Raw genomic sequence first — 25,084 nt, forward strand, 5'->3', positions numbered from 1 at the left:
GGCGTGCGCCCGCGCGGCTCGATAAGCGCCGGCGCGACCACGTAACATCGGCGGATCGTCGCTACGCGAAACCGCCGCATGTCCAGCCGCGCCACCGAAAACCGACCGCCCAGCGGATCCGAACCCCGCCTCGACGGCTTGTCGCCAGGCGCCGTGCAGCAGTTGCAGGCGGCGGCACACGCCATTCGCGATGGTGCCGAGGCGAAAGCGCGGCAGGCGCTGGATGCGGCGCTGGAACTCGCCCCGGGGCATCCCGAGGCCTGGCGCCTGTACGGCATCCTGCACACCCGCGCGCAACGCCACGACGAAGCGCAGGCCTGCCTGCAGCGGGCGCTGGCGCAATGGCCCGACTATGCGCTGGCCCATTCCGATCTGGCCAGCGTGCAGCAGGCACGCGGCGACATCGATGCCGCATTCGCCAGCTGGCGGCAGGCCTGCGCACTGACGCCGACCGCACCGATGCCGTGGTTCAACCTGGGTCGCAACCTGCAACTGCATGGCGACACGGAAGCGGCCATCGAGGCCTTGCAGCAAGCCCACGCGCTGGCTGCGGATTTTCTGCCCGCCCTGGTCCTGCTCGGCGACGCGCTGGTGCACGCCGGTCGTTTCGATGACGCCGACGCGCGCTACCGCGCCGCGCTCGCCCTGCACCCCGCTTGTGGCGACGCCTGGCGCGGCCTGGCCAACATGAAGACGCGGCCCTTGTCCGACGCCGACCGCGAGCAGTTGGCTGCCGCGCTGAAGCAGCCGGCGGGCACGCCTACCGACCGCATCGCGATGGGCTTTGCGCTGGGCAAGGTCTGCGAGGACCAGGGGCGCTATGACGAGGCCTTCGCCGCGCTGAACCGGGCCAACGCCGAGTTTCGCCAGCTCGGGCCATGGCAGGCAGCAGCTTTTCGCGCCCATGCCGAGGCGCTGCTCGCCGCCTCCGGCCGGTTGCCGCCAGCGGTCGATCCGGCCTTGGGACATGAGGTGATCTTCATCGTCGGACTGCCGCGTTCGGGCTCGACGCTGTTCGAACAGATTCTCGCCGCCCATCCCGAGGTGGAGGGTGCCAGCGAGCTGACCGAACTGGAGCAGGTGCTCGGCGAGGAATCCGCCCGGCGCCAGCAGCCGCTGCTGCAATGGATCGGCGCCGCCCATGCGGAGGACTGGCAGCGGCTCGGCCGGCGCTATCTGGAACTCACCGCACGCTGGCGTCGGCACAAACCGCGGCATACCGACAAGCTGCCATCGAACTGGCTGCTGGCCGGCGTGCTGGGCGCGATGCTGCCAGGCGCACGCATCATCGACGCCCGTCGCGATGCACTGGAGGCCGGCTGGTCCTGCTACAAGCAGCAGTTCTACCGGTTGCCGCACTTCGCCTGCACGCTGACCGACATCGCCGCCTACATCCGCGACTACGAGCGGGTGATGGACGCATCGCAGGCGGCGGCACCGCAGCGCATCCGGATCCAGCGCTACGAAGCGCTGCTGGCCGAACCCGAAGCGCAGATCCGCGCCCTGCTGGCGTTCTGCGGCTTGCCGTTCGCTCCGGCCTGCCTCGATTACCAGCATGCCAGGCGCAGCGTGCGCACCGCCAGCGCCGCCCAGGTGCGCCAGCCCCTGCGACGCGATACCGCCCGCGCCGACCACTACGGCGCCCTGCTCGACCCGTTGCGCTTCGGCCTCGGCCTGCCGAAATTCTCCACCTAGGCACGACGGCGTGCCCAGGCCAGCGTCCGCTGCGGTCAACGCTGCGTTCGCCATCAGGCCATCGGCAAACCGTCGCGGCGCCACCATGATGAAGGCATCGATCCCAGCCGAGCATGCCGCATGACCACCCTGCCCAGCCTGTACATCTCGCACGGTTCGCCGATGACTGCACTGCAGCCCGGCCTGACCGGCACGCGGCTGGCCGAACTGGCCGGCGCGCTGCCGAAACCCACGGCGATCGTGCTGGCCAGCGCGCACTGGCTGTCGCGCCGTCCGCATGTGGGCAGTGCGGCGTTGCCGGAAACCATCCATGATTTCGGCGGCTTCCCCGCCCCCTTGTACCAACTGCGCTACCCGGCACCCGGCGCGCCGGCGCTGGCCGGACAGGTCATGCAGTTGCTGGCGGAGCTGGCGCCCGTCGCCGACCCCAGGCGCGGGCTCGATCATGGCGCATGGGTGCCGCTGCGCCTGCTCTACCCGCAGGCGGACATTCCCGTCGTGCCGATCTCGATCCAGCCCGAACTGGGTCCTGCACATCACTACGCACTGGGCCAGGCGCTGGCGCCGCTGCGCGATGAAGGCGTGCTGCTGATCGGCTCCGGCAGCATCACCCACAACCTGCATGACCTCGGTGCCGGCTACAGCGATGAGCGGCAGGCACCGTATGTGAAACCGTTCATCGACTGGATCGAGCAGAAGCTCGCCGCCGGCGACATCGACGCACTGCTGGACTACCGCCGGCAGGCGCCGTTCGCCCAGCGTGCCCACCCCACCGACGAACACCTGTTGCCGCTGTTCGTGGCACTGGGTGCAGCTGGCACGAGCGCCCATGCACAACGCATCGACGCGGGTATCGACATGGGCCTGCTGGCAATGGACATCTACCGTTTCGACGGTCCGGGCGGCCCGGGCGCCCCGCTCACTGCACGATGATCGTGCCGACCATCATCGGATGGATCGAGCAGTAGTAGGCATAGGTGCCCGGCCTGGAAAACGTCACGGCGTAGGAGTCACTGGTATCCAGTCCCTTCGAGGACGCAAACAGCGAACCGGCACTGGTGATCACGTGAGGCTCCTCGTCCTGGTTGGTCCACACCACGCGGGTGCCCGCCGGCACTGTCAACGTCGCGGGCGCGAAGGCGAAGTTGCGTATCTCGATCTGCTGGGTGTGCAACTTCCTGGACGCAGACGCACTCGCTGCCACGGCGGCGTGCGATGCAGCGATGCCGCAGCCAAGCAGGGCCATCGCCAGCAGCGCGCCGGGACGCCAATGCCGTGCGCGCCGTTGCGCAGCTCCATGGGCCATCGTCGTCATGACAACACCTCCTCGGTCACGGCGAGTGCCTGCCTGCCCTGCACGTGGCGTACATTGCGGATGCCCAGATAGCGATGCAGCGCGCCAGGCGCGACCCCTTTCATGGGCCCGGGCCCTGGGCCTACACCAGGGGCCGGCTGCGGGTAGGCGGTCGAGCGCGCCGTGTAGAACGTGATGTTGCCCTCCACCTTCTGCTGGATCTGGTGGATATGGCCATTGAGCACGCTGACCGAACCGAAACGCCGCAGGTAGCTCATCGCCTCCGCGCTATCGTCCGTGCCCCAGCCCCACGGCGGGTACAACGGCCACAGCGGCATGTGGGCGAACACCACCAGCGGCGTTTCGGCCGACAGCCCCGCAAGGTCCTTCTTCAGCCAGGCCAGTTGTGCCGCACCCAGCGAGCCGAGCCCGCCCGCCTTGAGATTGAGCACGTTGATCAAACCGACGAAATGCACGCCGTGATGGTCGAAGCTGTACCAGCCACCGGCGTCCTGGCGTTCGCCGAAGCGGCGAAAGAATTCGGCACCGTTGTCGCCGATCACGTCGTGCTCGCCCGGCACGTAGAACACCTTGCGCGCGTGCGACTCCTGCATCACACCGGCCAGCGTGTCGAACTCCTCGGGCTTCGACAAATGCGTGAGGTCACCGGTATGCAGCAGGAAATCCGGACGCGCAGCCAGCGCATTGACCTGCGCCACCGAAGCGCGCAGGGTGCCCACCACGTCCATGTTCGGTTCCTTGTGGAAACCGATGTGGGAATCGCTGATCTGCGCAAAACTGAAGCTGGCGTCCGCCAGGGATGCCGTGGTCGCACCGTCGAACGGCTGGGCGCGCAGCACGCCGCCCTTCATCAGCCAGAGCGTGCCGGCCCCGGCCCAGGCCATGCACTTGAGGAACTGCCGTCGATTGCCGGTTTCGTTGTCGTGGTTGTCTTGCATGATGAAGCCTCCGCAGGGGCGAGCGGTCGTACGACCGCTCCGGAAATCGGAAGGCCGGTACGCCCGGCTCTCCCTGTCCCCATGCAATACCGAGCGCAGGGATCGCCTATTCCCGCTTTTTGGCGTCGGGAATAAAGTCGAGTCGGCCGAGGTATCTCCATTTATGCCCATCGATTTTCAGGTCGTCCCGCCACGCCAGGACAACGTCCGCAGCACACGCTTCGAGACGCTTGTGCTGCCGTGCCTCGACGCGGCCTACAACCTGGCGCACTGGCTGACGCGCAATGATGCGGACGCGCAGGATGTGGTACAGGAAGCGATGCTGCGGGCGCTGCGCTATTTCGACAGCTTCCACGGCAACGACGCGCGGGTCTGGCTGCTGGCCATTGTGCGCAATACCTATTACACGCTGCGCACGAAGTCGCCGCAGGGCAGCTTGCACGAGTCGCTGGATGAAGAAGCCCATCCGCTCGTCGACCAGAGTCCTTCCCCGGAAACCCTGACCTTGCTGGCGGTGGATATCGGCACGCTCCGGCTCGCCCTGGAGCGCCTGCCCTCTCCACTGCGCGAAGTGCTCGTGCTGCGCGAACTGGAGGAGTGTTCCTACAAGGAAATCGCCGTGATCACCGAACAGAAGATCGGCACGGTCATGTCCCGGCTCGCCCGTGCCCGCGAACGCCTGAAAGCAGAACTGATCCACCATTCCAGAGAGGTACGCCGCCATGACGTGTGACGACGCCCGGCTGCTGGTACACGCCTATCTCGACGACGAACTGGACGCCGCGCAAAGCGCGGACATGGCCAGGCACCTGCGGGATTGCGCCGCATGCGCGGCGAGCTATGAGGTCCATGACCGCCTGCGCAAGGCGCTGGCGCAAGCCGGGCTGTACCAACGGGCGCCGGACGCGCTGCGTGAGCGCTGGAGCCCTGCGCAGCCGAGGCCGGAACCCGCCTTGCCCGTATCCAGCCGGTCCCGGCGTGCGCCGCTCGCCTATGCGATGGCTGCCGGCTTTGCCGCGGCGTTGCTGCTCACCAGTCCGGCCTGGATCAGCGGCCTGTGGCAGCGCGGCGCGGACAGCAATCCAGTCGTGGCCGAGGCCATCTCCAGCCATATCCGCTCGCTGCAGGCACAGCACCTGATGGACGTGGTGTCGACCGACCAGCACACGGTAAAACCCTGGTTCGAGGGCAAGCTCGATTTCTCGCCGCGCGTGGAGGATCTGGCCGGTGAAGGGTTCCCGTTGATCGGCGGCCGTCTGGATGCGCTCGACGGACGCAGCGTCGCCGCCCTGATCTACAAGCGGCACCTGCATGTGATCAACCTCTACCAGTGGCCGGGGGATTCGGCCGCGACGGCGCAACCCGAAGTGCAGCGCCACGGTTACACCGTCATCCGCTGGACAGCCGAAGGCATGCGCTACATCGCCATTTCCGACGTCAGCGCCGGCGATCTGAAGCAGTTCGTGCTGGCCTTCCGGAACGATGCCGGCACACCGGCCGCGAATCCGCTGCGATAACGTTCAGGCGCTCTGCGGCAGCGGCGGTTCGCCGGCGTCGAACGGGTCGAGCCAGTCCTCCGGCGTCAGCACCGGCAGGCCATGGGCGAGGCGTGCCTTGTCGCACTGCGGGCTGATCGTGCCGAACTCCCACGACGGCTGCACCTCGCGGCACACCGACGGCCGCTGCGGGTAGATGCCGCAATGCGCCGCCTCGCCCACCGTGCCCTGCAAGGCCACGCAACGCGGCTGCGCGGCGTTGGTGCCGCGCATCGCCAGGCGGTGCGGGTCGAGCTTTTCGGTCAGCTCCGGCGGCACCGAACCACCCAGAAAGGCTTCCGCTTCGGACCAATGGAAAGCCACTCGAAAGAACGCGCAGCAGGCACCGCAACGCAGGCAGGGATGTTCCATCAACAAAGTGACCGGCGGCGCCCCGAGGCGCGCAGGGAACGGATTCTAGAGTGTGGGAGGCTCGCTGTGCAGTGGGCAGGAGAGCGACCCCTCCCTAACCCTCCCCTGCGGTGCAGGGGAGGAGGCTTTGAAAGCGCTCAACCTCTGGTTGAGCGCTTGCGGTCTCATGGCTCGCCGGCGAAGGTGTCGCACTGGGCCATCTCGCCGCTGGCGAAACCGGTCTTGAACCACTTCACGCGCTGCGCCGAGGTACCGTGCGTGAACGTATCGGGGCGCACCCGACCTTGCGCCTGTTGCTGCAAGGTGTCGTCGCCGATGTGGCTGGCGGCGTTGAGCGCCGACTCGATGTCGCCCGGCTGCAGCCAGTTCAGCTCCTTCTGGCTGTGGTTGGCCCACACGCCAGCGTAGCAATCCGCTTGCAGTTCCTGCCGCACCGACAGGCCGTCGGCACCGTCCATCGACGCACCGCGACGGCGTGCCTGGTCGACCTTGTCGAACACGCCAGTCAGCTTCTGCACGTGATGACCTACTTCGTGGGCGATCACGTAGGCGCGGGCGAAGTCGCCGGAGGAATGCAGTTCGTCCTGCAGTTGCTGGAAGAAAGCCACGTCCAGATAGACCTTCTGGTCACCGGGGCAGTAGAACGGTCCCACCGCCGTGCTGGCGCTGCCGCAGGCGGTGTTCACGCCACCGCTGAACAGGTGCAGCTTGGGCTCGACGTAGGTGGCGCCATGTTGCTGGAAGATTTCGCCCCAGGTCTGCTCGGTCGAATGCAGCACCGCGCTGACGAAGTCCTTCTGCTCGGGGTCGACCTGGGCTGGCACGCTGGCCTGGCTGGATGCGCCGGACTGGGCACCGCCCTGGTCCAGCAGAGCCAGCGGATTCTTGAAGAAAATCCAGCCAATCAGGGCAAGTACCACGATGGTGCCCAGACCCATGCCGCGACCGCCGCCGAAACGCCGGCCACCGCCACCGCCGCCGCTGTCGATTTCGACATTGCTGCTGCTGCCGCCTTTTCGCCAATCCATAAGTCCCTCGCTGTGCGGGTGTCTGCGCCTGGACGCCGTCGGGCGACGATAGCGCGCTGTCGTGCATCGCGCCACGCCATGCAACGCGGCTAAAGTAGGTCACCCTTCGTGAGGATTTCAGCATGACCCATCTGCCGGCTCTGGTTACCCTGCTCACCGTGCTGCTGCTGTTCGCGACCATGTGGGCGGTCGGCCACGCTCGCGGCAAGTACGCGGTCAAGGCGCCAGCCACCACCGGCGACCCCGCCTTCGAGCGGGCCTACCGGGTGCAGATGAACACGCTGGAAGCCACCGTGATGTTCCTGCCCACGCTGTGGCTGGCCGCAACCTACGGTTTCACCGGCTGGGCTGGCGTGGCGGGTCTGGTGTGGCTGGTTGGCCGCGTATGGTACGCCCTGGCCTACCTTCAGGACGCGTCCAGACGCGGCCCCGGCTATCTGGTGAGCATGCTCGGCTGGGCCGCCACCCTGGTCATGGCCTGCATCGGCGTTGCCCGCGCCATGATGGTCGGCTGAACTCAGCCCAGCAGACCGGGGGCGGTTGCGCTCAATACCCAGAGACGGTGCGGTACGGCCATCGGTTCGCCGACATGGCGCGTGGCCAGCATGGCCGCCAGTTCCGCATCGAAGCGCTGCACCCTGGCCTCGTCCAGAGTGGCGCCGACCCCGGCGCTGGCGCGGATGCGTCCGCGCCAGTCCACATGGCTGTAGAGAACATCCACGTCCAGCGACCAGGTGCGCAGATCACTGAAGCCGGCCTCGGCCACCTCCTTGAGCCAGGCGGGATACAAACCGCTGCCGCTGTGCATGGTCCAGCCCGCGTTGTAAGCGAGGATCAGACGCTCGGTGTCCTGCACCACGTTGCCGTTCAAGGGCACCCAGTCGAAATGCGCGATGATGAATCGACCACCCGGACGCAGCCATTGGCGAACGAGGGCTGCGCTGCGCGTCCGCTCAAACCAGTGCCAGCATTGCCCGGCCGTGATCACATCGAACGACGCCGGCGCGAAGTCGGCGTTCTCGACCCGAGCCCGCACTTGCGTCACCTGTACGCCAGCCGCGCGGTCCATCTCCGCCGCCTGCGCCAGCAGCGGCGCCGAATGATCCAGCCCGGTGACCTCGCAGCCACGCAGGGCCAGGCCACGGGCCACCGTGCCCGTACCGGTGCCCAGGTCAAGCACGGTGTCGCCCCGATGGACGTTGCCATCCGCCAGCAGGCGCTCGAAAAAGATCTCGGGGAAACCCGCGCGATGACGCGCGTAGTCGCCGGCTGTCCTGCCGAAGTCGATAGCCATCACGCCCCCCTGTGGCTGTCCGCCGTGCGGACCTTTGCGCATTCATAGTAGCGGCACGACCTCTGGTCGCAAGCGGTTGAGCCGCGCGCGCCACCGGCTGGATTGCACATTCCGGGGCTGAGGCACTAGCGTGACGGCAGTTCGCCCGCCATCCCATTCGCATTCATCAGGCTTGTTTACCGCATGGAAGTCAGCATTACCGGGCTACCCCCGTTACCGGCACCGCTCTTGCGCCGCAAATCGCCGCCGGGCCTCGGCAGTGCGGCAGGCCTCATCGCCGGCTACTTCGCGCTGCAGATCCTGGTTGGACTCATGTTCGTGCTGGCCGTCACCGTTGCCACCCTCGTCATCCACCCCGGACAAAGTCCGCAGGCCGCCATCGGCAACGCGCTGGCTCGACCAGCGATGCAGGCATGGCTGGCGATCGCCTCGCTCGGCCTGGCGGCGCCATTGACACTGTGGCTGGCCCATCGCCAGTGGCGACCATGGTGGTCGCTGGATCGGCCGCCCGGCCTCGGCTTCCACGCACCACACCGCGCGCACTTCTGGATTCTGGCTGTCTCCATCGGACTGCTGGCGCCATGGCTCGGCGCACTGCTTACCCAATGGCTGGCGCAGGGCCATGCCGTCACCCAGGACATCCAGCAGATCGGCAGCCGTACCCCGATGGCACCGCGCATGCTGCTGATCATGGTGGTGGTGTGCCTGGGGCCAATGGTCGAGGAGCTGCTGTTTCGCGGCGTGCTGCTGTCGGCCCTGCTCACGCGCTGGAACGCCAGCGTGGCGGTGACCGGCAGCTCGCTGCTATTCGCGCTGATCCACCTGCCCGGGCTGGACTACCAGTGGTACGCGCTGCCGAACCTGTTGCTGCTGGCCTTGCTGTTGACGGCCCTGCGCCTGCGTTCGGGATCGATCTGGCCTGGCGTGCTGGCACACGGCATCAACAACCTGCTGGCGGTGATCGGCTGGTTCGCGGTGTTCAAGCCGACCGGATGACTCCGCCGCGACGCAGCAGCCGCGCCGTCTCGAACAGCGGCAGTCCCATCACGCCGGAGTAGCTGCCCGCAAGATGCTCGATCATGGCCGCCGCGCGCCCCTGGATCGCATAGGCGCCCGCCTTGCCGAACGGCTCGCCGGTGGCCACGTAGGCAGCGATGGCGGCCTCGTCCAGCCTGGCAAAGCGCACCTGCGACAGGCATGCCTCGCTTTGCTCGACCGCGCCGCCGACCAGCCACAGCGTGGAGATCACCGTATGCGTGCGACCGGCCAGCCGACGCAGCATCGCCGTGGCCGCTGCAGCATCGGCGGGCTTGCCGAAGACTTCGTCGTCCAGCACCACTTCGGTGTCCGCACCCAGCACCCATGCACCCCGTGCATCGGACAGCGCCGCCAGGCCCGCCCGCGCCTTGTCGCGCGCGACGCGGCTCACATAGTCCTCAGGCGACTCGTCCGCCCCGCGCTGCTCGGGCACCTCGACGTCGATCACGGCAAACGCCACGCCCAGTTGCTCAAGCAACTGGCGGCGACGCGGCGACTGCGAGGCGAGATACAACATGCGACTTCCCGGTGAGGATGAACCCAGGCTTCAGAGCGTCAATGCGTATTCGCAGAACTGCGAGTCGCGTCGCCAACCCAGCGATTCGTACAGCGCCTGTGCCGGTTGATTGTCCAGCGCCGTGGACAGGGACAGGCTGGCCGCGCCCAGCGCCCGCGCCTGTTCCGCCGCGGCCAGCAGCAGCGCAGCTGCCACGCCCTGACGACGTGCGGGCGCGTTCACGAACAGATCATTGAGCAACCAGGTGCGCACCATGCGCACCGAGGAAAACAGCGGATACAACTGGGTGAAGCCGAGTCCGGCACCGTGCTCGTCGCACGCCAGCAGGATCAACGACTCCTGCCGCGCGAGCCGGTCGGCCAGGAAATCGCGGGCGCGCGCCGGGTCCGACGGCTGCGCGTAGAACTGCCGATAGCCATCGAACAGCGGCACCAGCAGATCGAGATCGGGAATGTCGGCTTGCCGGATCCGGAAGGACATGGCGTTGACCTGCGGGGCGGGGAACGGGGAACGGGGAACGGGGAACGGAAGCATCGCACAACATCGGCCGTGGCCACGTCACACCTCAGCCTCGATGGTAGGGATGGCCGGCCATGATGGTGGTGGCGCGATACAGCTGCTCGGCCAGCACCAGCCGCACCAGCATGTGCGGCAAGGTGAGCGGTCCCAGCGACCAGCGCTGGTCGGCGCGCTGCAGCACCTCCGGTGCGTGGCCGTCGGGGCCGCCGATGAGGAAGGCCAGGTCGCGACCACCCATGCGCCAGGTCGCCAATTGACCGGCCAGCTCCTCGCTGGACCAGGTCTTGCCGCGGCCATCCAGTGCAATCACATGGATGTCCTGGGGCAAGGCGGCGAGGATGGCGGCACCTTCGTCCTGGATCGCCCGTGCATCGTCGCGACCCTTGCCGCGGGTGCCGGGTTTCAGTTCGATCAGTTCCAGCGGCAGCTCATGCGACAGGCGCTTGCGGTATTCGGCAAAGCCCTCGGCCACCCATGCCGGCATGCGTTCACCGACAGCGATCAGGCGTGCGCGCATGGCAGGCTTCCATCAGCCGACGACCGAAGGGGGTTCTCTCGCGGATGGGAGAGGATGGCGGTGGGCGACGCGCCCGCAAAAAACTCAGCCAGCTTGAACAACGTCGCCTTCGTGGCCGTGGTCGCCCACCGTCCACAGCCGTTCCAGACCGTAGAACTCGCGGATGCGCGGCAGCATCACGTGGACGATCACGTCGCCCAGATCCACCAGCACCCACTCGCCCTCGGTCTCGCCTTCCACGCCCAGCGGCATCACGCCGGCCTTTTTGGCAAACTTGGTGACTTCGTCGGCAATCGACTTGACGTGACGGGCGGAGGTGCCCGAAGCAATCACCAGCAGGTCGGCGATGGAGGTCTTGCCGCGGACGTCGATCTCGCGCACGTCCTTGGCTTTCAATTCTTCCAGCGCGTCGATGACCGACTTGCGCAGAGTGGCCGTGGTGACGGACTTGTTGGTACGGGCAGTGCTCAAGAGGATGGGCCTCGGTGCGAAGTCGCAGCGCAATATGGCGCGGGCGCAGTATAACCGGCCCGCCGCCAGGGCAGGTCAAGGGCAGCGGAGCGCGTGAGACCGCTCAATGCGCCAGCGAACGGCGGGCCAGCCGGTACTCGTGCATCAGCCGCGCGACCAGCTCGGCGGCAGGTTGCGGGCGAACCATGGCGGCAGCCTGGCCGCACCATTCGGACAACAGGTCGCCGCGACCCGCAGCGGCCGCGGCGCGGCGCAACGGTGCGGTGAGCGCATTCAGGATGGGGTATGGCAGGCCCTGCGTCGCCTGTGGCATCGCCTCGACGAAGCGGTTGCGCCGACCGCGAGCGGCGCGGCCGGAGAACCCCAGGATGGTGGTGACCTGGTGGGCCTCGACCTGCGACAGATCCTGCTTCCAGGCGTCGGCCGCGGAGCATTCGGGACAGGTGAGGAAGGCGGTGCCGAGCTGGCTCGCTGCCGCGCCGAGCACTTCGGCCGCCAGCATGCCGCGACCATCCATGATGCCGCCGGCGGCAATCACCGGGACATCCCGGTCAAGTGTCGCCAGCGCACGCACGGTCAGTGGCAACAGCGCGAACAACCCGATCATCGCGTCCTCCGCCTCGTGCAGGAAGTTGCCGCGATGGCCGCCGGCCTCGGCGCCCTGCATGGAAACCGCGTCGGCACCGGCATCGGCCCAGGCGCGCGCTTCAGCCACCGTGGTGGCGGTGCCGATCACATAGATGTCGCGCTGGCGCAGTTCGCGCAGCTGCGCCGGGCTGATCACGCCGAACGCGAAACTCGCCACTGCCGGACGCGCCTCGCACAGCGCGGCGAACTGGTCGGAGAAGCGAGGCGCCCAATGCGTGGGCATGCTGGTGCGCACATCGAGGCCTTCGTGCGCCATCAGCGCATCGAGTTGTTCGCGCGCCTTCGTCACCGCCATCATGTCGGCGGTGAATTCGTCCGGCAACACGAACAGGCCCATCGCATAAGGTCGATCGCACTGCGCGCGGATCGCGGCGGCCTGGTCGAGGATCGCCTGCGGCTCCAGATAGCCGGCGCCGAGCGATCCCAGCGCACCCGCGTTCGACACCGCGGCCACCAGCGCCGCCGGCGCGGAACCGGCCATCGGCGCCTGGATCAATGGATGTTCGATACCCAGCCGGCTCGCGAATGACGCACTCATGCTCGATGGCCTGCCCGGAAGATGAGGCAAGTATCCAACGACTCACTGGTCAAATGAAGCCGGCAACTCGCAATCCGGGCGGCACGGGCTGTCGGCCTCCGGCATGGCCCCAGTCCGGGTGCCCGGCCGGATCGGATCAGCCGCCCTGCCCGGCCACGATGTTCACCGTGATCGCGATGATGAACACGTTGAAGAAGAACGCGATCACACTGTGCAGCAGCGCGACACGACGCAGATAGTTGCTGGTGATCTGCACGTCGGAGACCTGGAAGGTCATCCCGATCACGATGGAGAAATAGGCGAAATCCCAATAATCCGGCTCGGGCGTATCCGGGAATTCGAGACCGGCGTGCTGCTTGCCCAGATCACCGTAATAGCCGTGGGCGTAATGGACCGCAAACATCACGTTGAGAAACAGCCAGCTCAGCACCACGCTGAGCACACTCACCAGCAGGTCCAGCAAGCCTCCACCCTTGGCCGCGTGCAGTTCCAGCGCCAGCGCGCCCAGCACCACCGCAGACAACAGCACGCCACCCAGCAGCACGCCCCAGCGTCCGGTATCGATCGCCCTGGCCTGTTGCCGCATCATGGCGGGCACCGCCTGGTTGAAAAGGTGCGCGAGCAGGCCGAGGAAAATCGCCGCGGCGAGGTCGAAGCCGAGCAGCAGCGCCTTCGGCAGCGCGAATCCGCAGCCCAGCAGACCGGTGACCGCCAGCAGGAAAATCACCAGTGAAGCCACCGTCCACGGCCGCCCTTTGGCGAATCCCCATGGGCGCCAGCCGGACGCCTTCGGCGTGTCGCGCTCGTCCTGCGTCGAACGCTGGCTCATGGATCACTCCGCGGGTAAGGGTTCACGCCAGCAGGTCGGCGTCGGCCGGGTGCCGTTGCATCCAGCTGGCAGCATAGGAGCAGGCAGGGATGATTTTCCAGCCTTCGCCGCGCGCGGCATCGATCGCTGCCTGCATCAGCGCCGCAGCAATGCCGCGGCCGCCCACTGCCGTCGGCACGCCGGTGTGGGTGATCGTCATCACGTCCGCGGCCAGGGTGTAATCGAGCACGCAGGACGAACCTTCCACCTCGACATGGAAACGATGGGCGGCGCGATCATGCTGGGCGACGAATGACATGGCGAGTCTCACAGAGGAAGGGCAAACGGCGATGGTACGGCGCGCAGGGCAATCGGGCGTGAAGCCCGCGCACCGATTCGTTCGCGCCAGCTGCATGGATCATCGGGCATGGTGCGCGTTCATCCCCGTCATTTCGCGCAGGAGGTTTGCATGAAGAAGTCCGCATCCGCCCACTGGTCCGGTGGCATCAAGGACGGCCAGGGCAACATTTCAACCGAGACCCCCGCGTTGCGCGAGGCGCCGTATGGCTTCAAGTCGCGCTTCGAGGACGGCCCCGGCACCAATCCCGAGGAGCTGATCGCCGCGGCCCATGCCGCCTGCTTTTCGATGGCGCTGTCGCTGGGTCTGGGCAATGCGGGGCTGACGGCCGACAGCATCGACACCACGGCTGCGGTAACCCTCGACAAGGACGGCGACGGCTTCTCGATCACCGCCGTCCATCTTTCCTGCGAGGCCAGCGTGCCGGGAGCCGACGACGCCACGTTCGACCGCATCGCGCAGGCGACCAAACAGGGCTGTCCGGTCTCCAAGGTGCTCAAGGCCACGATCACGCTGGACGCACGACTGAAGAACTGAGCCAGCCGACGTCTCAGGCCGCCGCCTCGGTCGCCAGGGTCGCCGCTTCCAGCTGGCGACGCTGGCGCACCGACTGCGCCAGCCGCTGCAGCACGCGCACTGAACTCTCCCAGTCGAGGCAGCCATCGGTGATGCTCTGGCCGTAGCGCAAGGGCTGGCCCGGCTGCAGTTCCTGCCGCCCGCCGAGCAGATGGCTTTCGACCATCACGCCGAGAATCCGCCGCTCGCCGGCAGCGATGCGCGTGGCGATATCCTCGATCACCCGGGGCTGGTTTTCGGGATGCTTGCCGCTGTTGGCGTGGCTGACGTCGATCATCACGCGCCCGGCCAGACCGGCCTTGTCGATCGCGGCACAGGCGGCATCGACGCTGGCCGCATCGTAGTTCGGCAACTTGCCGCCACGCAGGATCACGTGGCAGTCGCCGTTGCCGCTGGTGGTCGCCACCGCCGCCTGGCCGTCCTTGGTCACCGCCATGAAGTGATGCTCCTGCCCGGCGGCCTGCACCGCATCCACCGCGATCTTCACGTTGCCGTCGGTGCCGTTCTTGAAACCGACCGGACAGGACAGCCCGGAGGCCAGCTCGCGGTGCACCTGGCTCTCGGTGGTCCGCGCGCCGATCGCGCCCCATGCCACCAGGTCGGCGATGTATTGCGGCGTGATCATGTCGAGGAATTCGCAGCCGGCCGGCACGCCCAGCGCATTGATGTCGCGCAACAGGCCGCGCGCCAGGCGCAGGCCCTTGTCGATCTGGAAACTGCCGTCGAGCTCGGGATCGTTGATCAGCCCCTTCCAGCCGACCGTGGTGCGCGGCTTCTCGAAGTACACGCGCATCACGATCTCCAGCGCGTCGCCGAATTCGCGGCGCAACGCCACCAGCCGGCCGGCGTATTCCAGCGCCGCGTCGGTGTCGTGGATCGAGCATGGCCCGATCACCACCGCCAGGCGATCGTCGTCGCCGACGAGGATGCCATGCAGTGCCTGCCGCGAGGCATCCACGGTGGCGATCGCCGCCTCGCTGGCGGCGCAATCGCGCATGACCTCGGCCGGTGTGCTGAGGCGGGTTATCGCGCGGATGCGCAGGTCGTCGGTGGTATGCATGGCAGCTTTCCTGGAGGGTTTCAGGTGGCGGCCATAAAAAAACCGCCGTGGAATGGCGGTTCGGTGTGGTTGTGTCGATCAGTTCAGCATGATCGCGCCCGCGCCGCCGCCGTTGGCTTCGGATAGCCGTAAAACCAGAAATACAGGCGGGCGGTGGCGGAATGCATGGCGCCATACATAACACAATGGCCGTCCAAATCAAACTTTTCGCCGTCTTGCCGATAGACTGCACGGATGCCCTCGCCCCTCCATGTGCTTCGCCAACCGATCCGCCACTGGGTGCTGCGCGCCTTCCCGCGCGCCGACACCGGCAGCCTCGACTACGACCATCCGCACGGCGACCCCGGCCTGTTCGGCCCGCACAGCGCCACCTGGCGCGTGCACTCGGACTTCCCCGGCATGCTGGCCGGCGGCCTCGCCGCGCTGACCCTGCAGACCCTGCATCCGCTGGCGCTGGCCGGAGTGTGGGACCACTCCAACTTCCGCGGCGACCTGATCGGCCGGCTGCGCCGCACCACCGCCTTCGTCGGCGGCACCACCTACGCGCCGCGCGCGCAGGCCGAGGCGCTGATTGCGCATGTGCGGCAGATCCACGACCACATCACCGGCCACGCGGAAGATGGACGTCCATACAGTGCCAATGACCCCGACCTGCTGACCTGGGTGCACGTCAGCGAGGCGTACTGCTTCCTGCAGGGCTATCGTCGCTACAGCCATATCGCGATGCCGGCCGGCGCGGCGGATCGCTATTACGACGAGGTACGCCGTATCGCCGAGGCGCTGGGCGCGCGCGAGGTCCCGGCCAGCGAACACGAGGTCACCGAGTATTTCAGGCGCATCCAGCCGGAACTGGCCTATACGGAGCGCTCGCGCGTGGTGCTCGGCCTGCTCGGCGAAGTGCGCCTGCCGGTGCCGGCGGCCGGCTTGTCGCGTGACCTGTTCCTGCTTGCCGGCAGCGCCCTGCTGCCGGACTGGGCGATCACGAAGCTGGGGCGCTCGTTGGGTCAGCAGCGCCACGCCCGTCTGGCGGCAGGCGCCTTGTGGTCCGTGGCGCCCGTGTTCCGTGCCGCACTGCGTGACGGCATCGCCAGTCGCGCCTGTCGACGCGTGGATGTCGCCGCGGAGTTGTTGCAGCACTGGCCCTAGCCGGCGCCCTGCTGAGCCCGCTCGTTCTGCCGGGACAATGTCCGCTCGTGCTGGATCAACTCGCGCAACAGCGGATTGGGGTAACGCCGGTCCATGGTCACCGCATAGAAGGTTTCCGTGATGCCCTTGAGCGGATCGCCCTCCACCAGCGTGCCGGCGCCGATTTCGTCTTTCACCACGATCGCTGGCAATACGGCAAGACCGATGTCCTCGCGCGCCAGCAAGCGCATCATCGCCATGTCGTCCACCTCGGCAACGATGTGTGGCCGCACGCCGAGGCGATCCACCAGCGCATCGAAGCCGGTTCGTATGCTGGTGTCGCGAGTCGGCAGAATCACCGGGTGCTTCTGCAGGCGCTCGGCCAGACTGCATGGCTTGCGGAAACGCCTGGGCGTGCCGATCAGGCTGACCGCCCGTTCGGCCAGCCGATGGGAGACAAACGGCGTGAGCGCATCGCGCGCCGGCGGCTGGTTGATCAGCACGATGTCCAGGCTCAACGACTGCAACGAGGCGAGCAGTTCGGCCGGCTGCCCCGAACGCACGATCAGCTCGATGTCCGGCCGCCCCAGCACGGGCTGCAGGAATTCCATCTGGAAGTTGCGCGACAACGTGGCCTGGGCACCCACACGCAGCGCGCGCCGACTGGCACCGGCGTCGCGCAAGGTGCCCAGCAGTTCCTCGCCGGTGGCGAAGATGGCATCGGCGTGATCCAGCGTGATGCGGCCCACTTCAGTGAGATGCAGTTGCCGACCCCGCCGCTCGAACAGCGCATGTCCCAGCCGCTCTTCCAGCTTGCGGATCTGCACGGACAGCACCGACTGCGTCACGTTCAGACGCGCCGCCGTACGGGTCAGGTTGCCATCGTGGGCAACCGCCCAGAAGTAACGCAGATGGTTGTAGTTCAGTGCACTCATGACGTTCGATTTTAACGAACAAAATCAAGCAGACAATGAATTTCTTTCAGAGTCTGGAAATGGCTAAGCTGTTGTCAGCAACGCTGCATCCCGGAGAACTGCCTTGCCACCGAGCCTCTCGCCCACCCGCTCCTCATCCGCCGTCATGGGGAAGAGCGCATCTCCAGCCGCTCGATCGACCAGCCACCTGCCGGTGGCGCGTTCTTGAACAGACTCGATGCCCGACTGACCGGCGACGTCGAACGCGCGGCCAGCGTTCTGCGTGCGGGCGGCCTGATCGGCCTGCCCACCGAAACCGTCTACGGCCTGGGCGCCGATGCACGCAATGCCGATGCGCTGGCGCGAATCTTTTCGGCCAAGCGCCGCCCCGTCGATCATCCGCTGATCGTGCATATCCATCACCGCGATCAGATTGAGCAATGGTCGCGCGAGGTGCCGCCAGCTGCATGGCGCCTCGCCGAAGCGTTCTGGCCCGGACCACTGACCCTGGTGCTGCCACGTCTGCCCGGCGTGCCTGACCAGGTCACCGGTGGACTGGATACGGTGGCGCTGCGCGTTCCGGCCCACCCACTGGCACTCGCCGTCCTCGAAAAGTTCGGCGACGGTGTCGCCGCACCTTCGGCCAATCGTCACGGGCGAGTCAGCCCCACCACGGCGCAGCACGTCCTGACGGAACTGGGCGACGCGGTCGATGTGGTGCTCGACGGCGGTCCTTGCCAGGTTGGCATCGAGTCGACCATCGTGGACTTCCCGGAGGCAGGCCTGCGCATCCTGCGGCCCGGTCGGATTACCGCAGATGATTTGCAGCGGGCTACCGGCCTGGCGCCCGTAGCCCGGCTTGCGCCCGAGGTCCGACGTCCCGGCGCGATGACCTCGCACTACGCACCCCGCGCCAAAGTGGTGCTGGCCACGCCGACGGAGCTCGCCGGGATAGTGGAAGCATGGCGCCAGCGCGGCGCCCGCGCAGGCGTGCTTTCGGCACAACCGCCAACCAGCCTGCCTGCCGACGTCTCCTGGTTGCCGCTGGGGTCGGCAAGTGAGGAGCAGGCCCGGCGACTGTATGCACGGCTGCGCGAAGCCGATGTCCTGGCGCTGGACGTGCTGGTGGTCGTGATGCCACCGGACGAAGGGCTCGGCGTTGCGCTACGCGATCGTCTGCTGCGCGCTGCAGGTCTCGGCGACGGCCGCGTATTCGAGGGTGGCACGGACTAGCGCTGGCGTCCTGACGTTCGTCTTTCCGGATGGCACTGAACAACCCGGGCCGCATCGGCTTGCGTCGACGCTTCACCATCGTTCGTTTATATCGAATCAAATCCGTCAAACAATGAATTTTTATCCTTGCGATCCGGCCATTACCGTGTCGCCAGCGAAACCCTGCCCGGAGATCTGCCTTGTCGCTCTATCTGCTCCCGCTGGCCGCACCGCTGCCCTTGTTGCTTGCCGCCGTTTTCTCCGCCGTGCGACCAGGACGACGTCCGCATCCCGTACCGCAAGTCGCCGAGCTTTGCGCCCTGCTGGCGCTGCTGATCGCACTGGCCTCACTGGTGCTGCTGGTCATGAAAGGGTCGGGCGACAGCATGCTCCTCGGCAGCCACGGCATCGGCTTGTCGGCACGCCTCGACGCAGTGAGCGCCAGCATGCTCCTGCTGGTCAGCTTCGTCGGCTGGATCGTGGTGCGCTACACCCGCAACTACCTCGATGGCGAAGCGCGCCAGGGTGCCTTCACCGGCTGGCTATGCGCGGCGTTGGCGGCCGTCCTGCTGCTGGTCGGCGCCGGCAACGTGATCCAGCTGGTGCTCGCCTGGATCGCCGTCAGTGTCGCGCTGCGCCAACTGCTGCTGTTCTACGCCGAGCGTGATGCCGCACAGCGCGCCGCGCGAAAGAAGCTGCTGTTCTCCAGCATCGGCGCCGGGGCGCTGGTGCTCGCCGCCGCCCTGCTTGCCGATGGCTATGGCAGCACCGACATCGCCGCCATCAACGCCGCGGCCCGCACCGGCGAAATGCCCGCGATCGTGACACTGGCCGCGGCGGCGCTGGCCGTGGCCGCCCTGCTCAAATCGGCACAATTTCCCACCCATGGATGGCTGACCGAGGTGATGGAGGCGCCCACGCCGGTCTCCGCTCTGCTGCACGCGGGCGTGATCAATGCAGGCGGCTTTCTGCTGATCCGTTTCGCCGACGTGATGTTGCTGGTTCCGGGCGTGCTGGCCGTGCTGGCCATGGTCGGCGGCTTCACCGCGATCTTCGGCGCGCTGGTGATGCTGACCCAGCCGGCGGTGAAGACTTCGCTGGCCTGGTCGACGGTGGCGCAAATGGGCTTCATGACGCTGCAATGCGGGCTGGCGTTGTTCCCGCTGGCCTTGCTGCACATCGTGGCGCATTCGCTGTACAAGGCACACTCGTTCCTCGCCTCCGGCGGTGCCGTCGAGCAGGTCGTCGCCACCCGCCGACCCGGGCCGGTTGCGGTACCTGATGGTGCCGCCGTGGGCCGCGCCTTCCTGCTGGCCATCACCATCTACGCAGTGATCGGCACGGTGTTTGGACGGCTGTTCGGCATGCAGCACGAGTCGCCGCAGGCGCTGGCACTGGGCGCAATCCTGATCTTCGGGGTGGCCTACCTGCTGGCCCAGGGCCTGGCCGACGCCGCGCCTCGCGCGCTCACCCGCAAGACCGTGCTCTATTCCACGGCCGCCGCCATCGGCTACTTCAGTCTGCAAGTCACGGCCGGCTGGCTTACCGCCGGCACCCTGCCCGCCACGCCCGCGCCCGATCGGCTCGCCTGGACCCTGATGATGCTGGCGATCCTCAGTTTCGGCGCAGTCGCGGTGGCACAGGCCCTGCTGCCGCTGTGGGCCGGGCATCCGGCGGCCCGCGGCTTGCGCGTGCACCTGTCGAACGGCCTCTACGTCAACGCAGCCTTCGAGCGGCTGCTTGGCGGCTGGTCCACCCGCAAAGCCTCGTGAATCCCTGCGCCAGGAACTCCGCCATGCTGATGTCCGTCTGCCCCGATCAGCCGACCACCGCCGCATCCATTCACGACGCGGCACAACGTGCGGCCCGATTGATTCCGCCGCTATGGCCACTGGCCACCAGCGTCGCGGTGAACCCGTATCTGGGTCATGTCGATGAAACACTGGCGATGACCTCCGCGCGCCTCGGCCGCGCGGCCGGCGTGCGCAGCACCATGCCGCGTCGCTGGTATGCCGACCGCATGCGCGCCGGCGAGATCAGCGATGCCGACCTTGCCGCCGCATGGAAAGCGGCTCCGTCAATTCCCGCCATCGAAACCCTGGCGCAACTGAAAGCGAGCGCATCGATGGACTCGCGGATCCTCGGCGCGCGTCCCACGGTCGCAGCCCTGGCCAGCGCTGCCAGCGGCAGCGACTGGTCCGGAATCGTCGCCGCACGCCTCAGCCATTGGGCAGCCGGCTATTTCGACCAGGGCCAGGCCTTGTGGTCAGCACCCCAGGCACGCAACGCCTATGACGCCTGGCGTGCCTTCGCCAGCCTGGACCTGACACCCGAGATCGCCGGACTGAAAGGTTTCGCCAGTCAGGTTTCGCTGCTTCCGGAGACCGCCGAAAAGGCCATCGCCGCGGGCGTCGCTGATCTGGGCCTCAGCGACGCCGCGCTGGAGAGCTATTTCCACCGCTTGCTGGTCAGCCTTGGCGGCTGGTCGCAGATGGCGCGCTACCGACAATGGCAGACCGAACTGGCCGGCGGCACCGACAGCACGGTGACCGACCTGCTGGCGATCCGGCTGGCATGGGAGGTGGCGTTGTGGCGACAACATGCCGCCGCCATCGAGCCGGACTGGCACGCCGCGATCTCGGCGTACGCCGAACCACTCGCCCCGACGCGCGACGACCTGATCGACGCCGTCCTGCAGGAAGCCTTCGAGCGCGCTGGACAACGCCAGTTGGCCGTCGTGCTGTCACGCGACGTCGCCGCGTCCTCGCCAGGCCGCGCACCGCTGCAGATGGCGTTTTGCATCGACGTGCGTTCCGAGGTATTCCGGCGTGCGCTGGAACGCGTCGATCCGCGGATCCAGACACTGGGAATGGCAGGCTTCTTCGGCATCGGCCTGGCCCATCGTCGGTTTGCTTCCGACGTGGCGGAAGCGCGCCTGCCGGTGTTGCTGCACCCTCAATTGAAAAGCTGCGCGGGCGCCGCGGACGACAACACCGCGCAGCGTGATCAGGATCGACGCATCGATCATCGAGCCACCCGCGCCTGGGGACGTTTCAAGCTGGCGGCGATCTCGTCGTTTGCCTTCGTCGAAGCCACCGGCCCGCTCTACATCGGCAAGCTGCTGCGCGACGGGCTCGGCTTCGGGCATGCAGCAAAACCTGTCGAACCGAGGCCACGGATCGATTCCGCGCTCGACCTCGAAGCACGCGTTGCCACAGCGGCCGGAGCGCTGCGCGCGATGTCGCTGACCCGAAACTTTGCGCGGCTGGTCGTGCTCGCCGGGCATGGCGCCACGGTGGTCAACAATCCACATGGCAGCGGGCTCGACTGTGGCGCCTGCGGAGGCCATGCCGGCGACGTCAACGCGCGCTTGATGGCCGGCCTGCTCAACGATCCGGACGTCCGTGCGGGGCTGGCCTCACGCGGCATCGTGATTCCGGCGGATACGCTGTTCGTGGGCGCGTTGCACGTCAGCACCACGGACACCGTGGTCCTGTACGACACGGATCATCCATCCAGTGCGCATGCCGCCGATCTCGCCCAGGCGAACTGCTGGATGGCAGCCGCAGGCCAGCTCGCGCGCAGCGAGCGCATGCTGCGCCTGCCCGGTGCCGCCAAGGGCGAGGATGTCTTGCGCCGCGCGAGCGACTGGTCCCAAGTTCGCCCCGAGTGGGCGCTGGCTGGATGCCAGGCCTTCATCGTCGCGCCGCGCCGGCGCACAGCCACGCGTGACCTTGGCGGGCGCGCGTTCCTGCATGACTACGAGTGGCAGCAGGACGAAGGCTTCGGCGTACTGGAAATGATCCTCACTGCACCGGTCGTCGTCGCCAGCTGGATCAGCTTGCAATACTACGGTTCCAGCGTGGCGCCGACCTTGTTCGGTGCCGGCAACAAACTGCTGCACAACGTCACCGGCGGCATCGGCGTGGTGGAAGGCAATGGCGGCCTGCTGCGTGCGGGACTACCGTGGCAATCGGTGCACGACGGCGAGCAGCTGATGCACCAGCCGCGGCGCATGTCGGTACTGGTGGATGCGCCGCGCGAGGCCATCGGCGCCATCCTCGAACGTCACCACAACCTGCGCTCGCTGTTTGAGCATCGCTGGATGCATCTCTTCGCGCTGGATGAGCGGGGCCGGATGGCCTGGCGGTATGCCGGCGATCGTTGCTGGCAACCGATGTCTGACACCGAAGCGAGGTTGGCAACCGCCGATGTCGCCCTCGCATGAGTGGTCGGCCCGTCCGAAACACCGCCGCCCTGCCGATGCCCGCTGCCGCACGCATCGCTCGTCGCTGAACAAATCCCGCCGTGGAACGGGAAACGACCAAGGCACAACAAGCATTCACAGCCGAACCAGGACTCGACTGACACTGGCGAATCCGGACATGAGTGCAGGGCTGGGGATGCCCCTTGCCAGCGCCAGACATCATGACCCCGCTGGAGGTGCGATATCCTCGACTGCGTGCTGCGAGCGTGCTGCGACGCCTCATTGCAACCTTGCTGAATTGCCAGCTCGACCACGGCCACCGGGAAGCATCCCCCGGCGAGGAGCGCGGACGTCGAGCAGCCCCGGCCGGCGATGCAGGATTGACACTTCCACGCTATCGGCTAACGTCGCCTGGATACGTCAGTCAGGTGCGCCCGTGGCATTACTCATCCCCACCCGCAACAGCTGCCTGCCGCGGATGACCGGCGGCGAGAAGCGTGTTTCCGAACGGCTGGAACAGAAGCTCGAGGACGATTACCTGCTGTGGTACGACGTGCCGGTCGGGTTGAAGCAGCGCCACCCGGACTTCGTGATTTTCCATCCGCGTCGCGGCCTGCTGGTGCTGGAGGTGAAGGACTGGAAGGCCGACACCATCCGCCATGCCGACAGCACCCAGTTCACCCTGGTCACCGAGCGCGGGCTGATCAAGGAAAACAGCCCGCTGCTGCAGGCACGCGCGTACGCACTGGAGATCGGCGTGGTGCTGGAACGCGATCCGGCGCTGCGTCATCCCGAAGGCTCGCGCCATGCCGGCAAGCTGATCATGCCGTGGGGCTGGGGCGTGGTGCTGGCCAACATCACCCGCAAGCAGTTCGACGAGGGCGCACTGGGCGAGGTGCTGCCGGAGCATCTGGTGATCTGCCGCGACGAGCTGTACGAGACGGTCGAGGCCGAGGCGTTCCAGGAGCGGTTGTGGGCGATGTTTCCGCAGGTGTATCCGGTGGCACTCACCTTGCCGCAGATCGACCGCGTGCGCTGGCACCTGTTCCCGGAATTGCGCGTGGAAGCCGGCAGCGGCCAGTTCGGCCTGTTCGGCCCCACCGATGCCGCCGTGCGGCCGCTGGAGATCCCCGACCTGATCAAGGTGATGGACTCGCAGCAGGAGCAGCTGGCGCGTTCGCTCGGCGGCGAACACCGGGTCATCCACGGCGTGGCCGGCTCCGGCAAGACGATGATCCTCGGCTTCCGCGCGATGCAGCTGGCGCGTGAACTTGCAAAGCCCATCCTGGTGCTTTGCTACAACAAGACCCTGGCGGCGCGACTGGAACAGCTGATCGGCGAGCGCGGGCTGGGCGAGAAGGTGCAGGTCTACAACTTCCACAAGTGGTGTCGCAAGATGCTGGTGGCCTACAACGAACCGCTGCCAACCGGCGGCGGCAAGGCGTTCTTCGAAGCGCTGCCGCCAGCGGTGATCGCCGGCGTCGACCGCGGCCAGATTCCGCGCGCCCAGTACGGCGCGGTGCTGATCGACGAAGGTCACGACTTCGAGCCAGACTGGTACAAGCTGATCGTGCAGATGCTCGACCCGGACACCAACTCGCTGCTGGTGCTGTACGACGACGCGCAGAACATCTACGGCAACCCCAACCGCCGCAAGATCAGCTGGAAAAGCCTCGGCGTGCAGGCACAGGGCCGCACCACCATCCTCAAGCTCAACTACCGCAACACGCTGGAAATTCTTTCGGTGGCGCGCACCTTCGCGCAGGACTTGCTCGCCTCGCGCAGCGACGAGGCCGACGGCGACGGCGTGCCGTTGATCGCGCCGGAAAGCGCCGGCCGCCGCGGCGCCGTACCCGAACTGGTGCGCACCGACACGGCCCGCGCACAGATGGATGTACTGGTCGCCCGACTGCGCGACGAGCACGCGCACGGCCGTCCGTATTCCGACATGGCGGTGATCTACCGCAACCAGTGGGAAGGCGACAAGCTGCACGAAGTGCTCAAGCGGCTGGACATCCCCAGCCGGCTGGCCGACAACGCCGGCAAGCAAGCCCTGTTCGTGGTCGAGGACAGCGTGAAGCTGGTGACCATGCACTCCAGCAAGGGGCTGGAATTTCCGTTCGTGATCATTCCCGGCATCGGCGGCCTGCCCAAGGAAGGCCAGTCCGAAGCCGACGAGGCACGCCTGCTCTACGTGGCGATGACCCGCGCCACCGAACACCTGCTGCTGATCCATCACGACGACTCGGTGTTCAGCAAGCGCATCCGCGACTCGATCAACGACGTCACCGCGCAATTGGCCGGCGCCTGAGGCCGCCATCCGCGGCACTGCGCCGCGGGTGGCGATGGCGGAAGCGGTTGCCAGGTGGGGCGACCAACCATATGATAAGAATCATTCT

General features: G+C 67.2%; 26 protein-coding genes. 12 read left to right on the top strand and 14 right to left on the bottom strand.

All coding sequences use genetic code 11. The features are described from left to right. The first annotated feature begins 78 nt into the window (after positions 1–78). Both ACQGNJ_RS11715 and ACQGNJ_RS11720 read left to right on the top strand, forming a co-directional pair. Positions 79–1,695, top strand: coding sequence for a sulfotransferase family protein (locus ACQGNJ_RS11715; protein ID WP_426689425.1), 1,617 nt, complete (start codon positions 79–81; stop codon positions 1,693–1,695). Positions 1,696–1,815: 120 nt separating this feature from the next. Beyond that, entirely contained in the window at positions 1,816–2,628 is an 813-nt protein-coding gene (locus tag ACQGNJ_RS11720; protein ID WP_426689426.1) for a DODA-type extradiol aromatic ring-opening family dioxygenase, read from the top strand. Here ACQGNJ_RS11720 and ACQGNJ_RS11725 read toward each other — a convergent pair. Beyond that, complete coding sequence (locus ACQGNJ_RS11725; protein ID WP_426689427.1) at positions 2,615–3,010, bottom strand: cupredoxin domain-containing protein; 396 nt, start codon at positions 3,008–3,010, stop codon at positions 2,615–2,617. The two genes, ACQGNJ_RS11720 and ACQGNJ_RS11725, sit on opposite strands and share 14 nt — an antisense overlap. Beyond that, on the bottom strand, positions 3,007–3,948 hold the full coding sequence (locus ACQGNJ_RS11730; RefSeq protein WP_426689428.1) for a metallophosphoesterase family protein: 942 nt from the start codon (positions 3,946–3,948) through the stop codon (positions 3,007–3,009). The genes ACQGNJ_RS11725 and ACQGNJ_RS11730 overlap by 4 nt, the downstream gene beginning before the upstream one ends. Before the next feature lie 163 nt (positions 3,949–4,111). On the opposite strand from ACQGNJ_RS11730, the gene ACQGNJ_RS11735 reads away from it, so the two are divergent. Next, a complete protein-coding gene (locus ACQGNJ_RS11735) occupies positions 4,112–4,681 on the top strand; it encodes a sigma-70 family RNA polymerase sigma factor (RefSeq protein WP_426689429.1) in 570 nt (189 codons plus the stop codon). After that, on the top strand, positions 4,671–5,465 hold the full coding sequence (locus tag ACQGNJ_RS11740) for an anti-sigma factor family protein (protein ID WP_426689430.1): 795 nt from the start codon (positions 4,671–4,673) through the stop codon (positions 5,463–5,465). Before ACQGNJ_RS11735 ends, ACQGNJ_RS11740 begins: the two co-directional genes overlap by 11 nt. A 3-nt stretch (positions 5,466–5,468) precedes the next feature. Here ACQGNJ_RS11740 and ACQGNJ_RS11745 read toward each other — a convergent pair whose 3' ends face one another. Together ACQGNJ_RS11745 and ypfJ are read right to left on the bottom strand one after the other, a co-directional pair. Beyond that, positions 5,469–5,855, bottom strand: a complete 387-nt coding sequence (locus ACQGNJ_RS11745) for a YkgJ family cysteine cluster protein (RefSeq protein ID WP_426689431.1) — start codon at positions 5,853–5,855, stop codon at positions 5,469–5,471. A gap of 164 nt (positions 5,856–6,019) precedes the next feature. Next, positions 6,020–6,883 (bottom strand): KPN_02809 family neutral zinc metallopeptidase, encoded by an 864-nt coding sequence (gene ypfJ, locus ACQGNJ_RS11750; RefSeq protein WP_426689432.1) that lies wholly within the window; start codon positions 6,881–6,883, stop codon positions 6,020–6,022. A gap of 122 nt (positions 6,884–7,005) precedes the next feature. On the opposite strand from ypfJ, the gene ACQGNJ_RS11755 reads away from it, so the two are divergent. After that, entirely contained in the window at positions 7,006–7,398 is a 393-nt protein-coding gene (locus tag ACQGNJ_RS11755) for an MAPEG family protein (protein WP_426689433.1), read from the top strand. Between the two features lie 2 nt (positions 7,399–7,400). On the opposite strand, the gene ACQGNJ_RS11760 is transcribed toward ACQGNJ_RS11755, so the two are convergent. Beyond that, on the bottom strand, positions 7,401–8,177 hold the full coding sequence (locus tag ACQGNJ_RS11760; protein WP_426689434.1) for a class I SAM-dependent methyltransferase: 777 nt from the start codon (positions 8,175–8,177) through the stop codon (positions 7,401–7,403). A gap of 228 nt (positions 8,178–8,405) precedes the next feature. On the opposite strand from ACQGNJ_RS11760, the gene ACQGNJ_RS11765 reads away from it, so the two are divergent. Continuing rightward, on the top strand, positions 8,406–9,173 hold the full coding sequence (locus tag ACQGNJ_RS11765; protein ID WP_426689435.1) for a CPBP family intramembrane glutamic endopeptidase: 768 nt from the start codon (positions 8,406–8,408) through the stop codon (positions 9,171–9,173). Here the strand turns inward: ACQGNJ_RS11765 and ACQGNJ_RS11770 are convergent. The 7 genes from ACQGNJ_RS11770 to ACQGNJ_RS11800 form a co-directional block, all read right to left on the bottom strand. Further along, complete coding sequence (locus tag ACQGNJ_RS11770) at positions 9,157–9,732, bottom strand: Maf family protein (RefSeq protein WP_426689436.1); 576 nt, start codon at positions 9,730–9,732, stop codon at positions 9,157–9,159. The two genes, ACQGNJ_RS11765 and ACQGNJ_RS11770, sit on opposite strands and share 17 nt — an antisense overlap. A gap of 30 nt (positions 9,733–9,762) precedes the next feature. After that, positions 9,763–10,212 (bottom strand): GNAT family N-acetyltransferase, encoded by a 450-nt coding sequence (locus tag ACQGNJ_RS11775; protein WP_426689437.1) that lies wholly within the window; start codon positions 10,210–10,212, stop codon positions 9,763–9,765. A gap of 85 nt (positions 10,213–10,297) precedes the next feature. After that, positions 10,298–10,768, bottom strand: coding sequence for a 23S rRNA (pseudouridine(1915)-N(3))-methyltransferase RlmH (rlmH, locus tag ACQGNJ_RS11780; RefSeq protein WP_426689438.1), 471 nt, complete (start codon positions 10,766–10,768; stop codon positions 10,298–10,300). 84 nt (positions 10,769–10,852) lie between these two features. Further along, a complete protein-coding gene (gene rsfS / locus ACQGNJ_RS11785) occupies positions 10,853–11,239 on the bottom strand; it encodes a ribosome silencing factor (RefSeq protein WP_426689439.1) in 387 nt (128 codons plus the stop codon). A 103-nt stretch (positions 11,240–11,342) separates the two neighbouring features. Continuing rightward, positions 11,343–12,425, bottom strand: coding sequence for an NAD(P)H-dependent flavin oxidoreductase (locus ACQGNJ_RS11790; RefSeq protein ID WP_426689440.1), 1,083 nt, complete (start codon positions 12,423–12,425; stop codon positions 11,343–11,345). A 136-nt stretch (positions 12,426–12,561) separates the two neighbouring features. Beyond that, positions 12,562–13,254 (bottom strand): DUF1345 domain-containing protein, encoded by a 693-nt coding sequence (locus ACQGNJ_RS11795; protein WP_426689441.1) that lies wholly within the window; start codon positions 13,252–13,254, stop codon positions 12,562–12,564. 22 nt (positions 13,255–13,276) lie between these two features. Next, positions 13,277–13,552: a GNAT family N-acetyltransferase gene (locus ACQGNJ_RS11800; protein ID WP_426689442.1), complete on the bottom strand. Its 276-nt coding sequence runs from the start codon at positions 13,550–13,552 to the stop codon at positions 13,277–13,279. A 150-nt stretch (positions 13,553–13,702) separates the two neighbouring features. On the opposite strand from ACQGNJ_RS11800, the gene ACQGNJ_RS11805 reads away from it, so the two are divergent. Next, positions 13,703–14,128 carry an OsmC family protein gene (locus ACQGNJ_RS11805; protein ID WP_426689443.1) on the top strand — a complete coding sequence of 142 codons (426 nt, stop codon included), beginning with the start codon at positions 13,703–13,705 and terminating at the stop codon, positions 14,126–14,128. Positions 14,129–14,141: 13 nt separating this feature from the next. On the opposite strand, the gene ACQGNJ_RS11810 is transcribed toward ACQGNJ_RS11805, so the two are convergent. Further along, positions 14,142–15,227: a 3-deoxy-7-phosphoheptulonate synthase gene (locus ACQGNJ_RS11810; protein ID WP_426689444.1), complete on the bottom strand. Its 1,086-nt coding sequence runs from the start codon at positions 15,225–15,227 to the stop codon at positions 14,142–14,144. Between the two features lie 234 nt (positions 15,228–15,461). Here ACQGNJ_RS11810 and ACQGNJ_RS11815 point away from each other — a divergent pair, with 234 nt between their 5' ends. After that, the gene (locus ACQGNJ_RS11815) at positions 15,462–16,373 is read left to right on the top strand and encodes an oxygenase MpaB family protein (protein WP_426689445.1); all 912 of its coding nucleotides are present in this window, start codon (positions 15,462–15,464) and stop codon (positions 16,371–16,373) included. Here ACQGNJ_RS11815 and ACQGNJ_RS11820 read toward each other — a convergent pair. Next, positions 16,370–17,287, bottom strand: coding sequence for a LysR family transcriptional regulator (locus ACQGNJ_RS11820; protein ID WP_426689446.1), 918 nt, complete (start codon positions 17,285–17,287; stop codon positions 16,370–16,372). The genes ACQGNJ_RS11815 and ACQGNJ_RS11820 overlap by 4 nt on opposite strands. A gap of 204 nt (positions 17,288–17,491) precedes the next feature. Between ACQGNJ_RS11820 and ACQGNJ_RS11825 the strand changes: the two genes are divergently transcribed. The 4 genes from ACQGNJ_RS11825 (at position 17,492) to ACQGNJ_RS11840 (ending at position 24,996) form a co-directional block, all read left to right on the top strand. Next, positions 17,492–18,499 carry an L-threonylcarbamoyladenylate synthase gene (locus ACQGNJ_RS11825; RefSeq protein WP_426689447.1) on the top strand — a complete coding sequence of 336 codons (1,008 nt, stop codon included), beginning with the start codon at positions 17,492–17,494 and terminating at the stop codon, positions 18,497–18,499. A gap of 179 nt (positions 18,500–18,678) precedes the next feature. Continuing rightward, the gene (locus ACQGNJ_RS11830; protein WP_426689448.1) at positions 18,679–20,250 is read left to right on the top strand and encodes a proton-conducting transporter transmembrane domain-containing protein; all 1,572 of its coding nucleotides are present in this window, start codon (positions 18,679–18,681) and stop codon (positions 20,248–20,250) included. Between the two features lie 23 nt (positions 20,251–20,273). Beyond that, positions 20,274–22,706, top strand: a complete 2,433-nt coding sequence (locus ACQGNJ_RS11835; protein WP_426689449.1) for a YbcC family protein — start codon at positions 20,274–20,276, stop codon at positions 22,704–22,706. 415 nt (positions 22,707–23,121) lie between these two features. Further along, complete coding sequence (locus tag ACQGNJ_RS11840; RefSeq protein WP_426689450.1) at positions 23,122–24,996, top strand: 3'-5' exonuclease; 1,875 nt, start codon at positions 23,122–23,124, stop codon at positions 24,994–24,996. The last annotated feature ends 88 nt before the right edge of the window (positions 24,997–25,084 follow it).

Source organism: Rhodanobacter ginsengiterrae (assembly GCF_050026815.1).
Lineage (GTDB): Bacteria > Pseudomonadota > Gammaproteobacteria > Xanthomonadales > Rhodanobacteraceae > Rhodanobacter > Rhodanobacter ginsengiterrae.